The organism is Paenibacillus sp. P4_E11, assembly GCF_056401635.1.
Genome location: NZ_JBFUIX010000431.1, coordinates 1 through 1,589 on the forward strand (window position 1 = coordinate 1; position 1,589 = coordinate 1,589).

Below are 1,589 nucleotides of genomic sequence, written 5' to 3' on the forward strand. Positions count from 1 at the left end.
GCTATGCGTGGACCATGAAACGGCCCATGCGGTTAAACAAATGGTGGACATCATACAAGGAGGGGTACGACATGGCATCGAAATATCTTGATCCAAAATGGCTCACGTTCATCGTAACTATCATCATCACCGCGGTAAACAAATACTATGGCCTACACGTGGACATCGGTAAGGTAATCGCCGCTCTGCTAGTGGTCATCAACTTCCTTATCGCTCAGTTCAAAGAGGATATTGCTAGAGTACAAGCGGGGCAATCGCCTAGAAGTTCACTTTTCGGGATTAAAACATTAACAATGGCATTCGCTTGCTTATTGCTTGGGGTGGGCAACTATTACGATTGGCCGATGACAGAAGGAGAGTTAATGGGAATTGTCGGATTTGCTGGATTGATAATTACTGGGAAGGCAGTGACCGACAATAAATCCTTAAAGAGGGAGGGTGGTACTATTGCAAACACGAAACATTCAAATACCACAGAATCTTTTAAATGAGCTAGGCGTTCCCCAAATAATAGACTCGACGGATACACTGCCCAAGAACAAAGTTAAGGATTGGGACGCGCTTAATCCACGCCGACAACTCACGGCCCTAACTGACATCGGATGGCACCATACAGGAACGTTCCTTGAGGATGGAGCCACGGCTACCGTTCATGCCAACAATCACATTAGACTGACTAAGAACGAAACTACAGGCGATGGTGGAATGCCGTACACCTTCTATATCAAGGACGGGCAGATCGAGCAATGCAACGATCTGTTAACCTTTGTCTATGCAATATCGGGTAAGAATCCGTTCGTTGTCAGTATTGCGGTGGAGGGCTGCTACTCACCATTGAGGGACAAGGTAACGAAGGAGATCGTTCGCCAAGCTGACGAACTTTCTGATGCGAATCTACGTGCGATGATTGCGCTTGAATTGACACTCCGTCCGTTGTTGCCGAGCTACGCACGTACGATCGGCCATAACTACTACGCGAGTACTGATTGCCCTGGATTTAGCATGACTAGGTTTATTCAATCCGTGACGGAGATCCAACAAAGGTTAGAGTGGAAGGATTCGAAAGCTGCACGTGCCGAACTCGCCTTCCGTATGGCAAACGTCATCCTATGGACGCGTAACACCGCGCAGGGGTTGGATCAATACGGTAAGCCTACGGTTACAGAAGAAGGGAAAACATGGGCCATTGAGCGGCTGATGTTGCTGGAATCGGCTATGCGAGAACATGGATTTCTTTGAATAACACAAAAAGCCTCGCCTACCCTGGCGGGGCTACTCCATATACTTTTTTTACTTCTTCTTGTGTGACCGTCTGCACCAAAACCCACTTCCCTCCGCGCTTCTGATACGTGTCTCGTGTGTTACCCATGACCGCGATCCATGTACCATCCTCTGCATCCGATGGAGCGTCTTCTAACCGCAGGTAGCTGTTGTTGATCTTGTAGTAAGCCCGAGCGGTCCACCATACCCATATTTGCTTGTGATACGGTTGTATGGCGATGTCGGCTAGGGTGAAGTCCTTGTATTTCTGGTGGTATGCAGCTTGGAGGTATTTGAGAATCAGTTCCTGAATTTCTTGTGGGTATCCC

The 1,589-nt window shown here is 48.1% G+C and carries 3 protein-coding genes; 2 read left to right on the forward strand and 1 reads right to left on the reverse strand.

What is annotated here, in order from left to right; genetic code table 11:
- Positions 1-71 precede the first annotated feature (71 nt).
- Both AC1DWB_RS34795 and AC1DWB_RS34800 read left to right on the forward strand, forming a co-directional pair.
- On the forward strand, positions 72-491 hold the full coding sequence (locus AC1DWB_RS34795) for a hypothetical protein (RefSeq protein ID WP_477545637.1): 420 nt from the start codon (positions 72-74) through the stop codon (positions 489-491).
- Positions 448-1,239 carry a peptidoglycan recognition protein family protein gene (locus AC1DWB_RS34800; RefSeq protein ID WP_477545638.1) on the forward strand — a complete coding sequence of 264 codons (792 nt, stop codon included), beginning with the start codon at positions 448-450 and terminating at the stop codon, positions 1,237-1,239. Before AC1DWB_RS34795 ends, AC1DWB_RS34800 begins: the two co-directional genes overlap by 44 nt.
- A gap of 19 nt (positions 1,240-1,258) precedes the next feature.
- Here the strand turns inward: AC1DWB_RS34800 and AC1DWB_RS34805 are convergent.
- The coding region (locus AC1DWB_RS34805; RefSeq protein WP_477545639.1) for a hypothetical protein at positions 1,259-1,589 on the reverse strand (331 nt) is incomplete at its 5' end.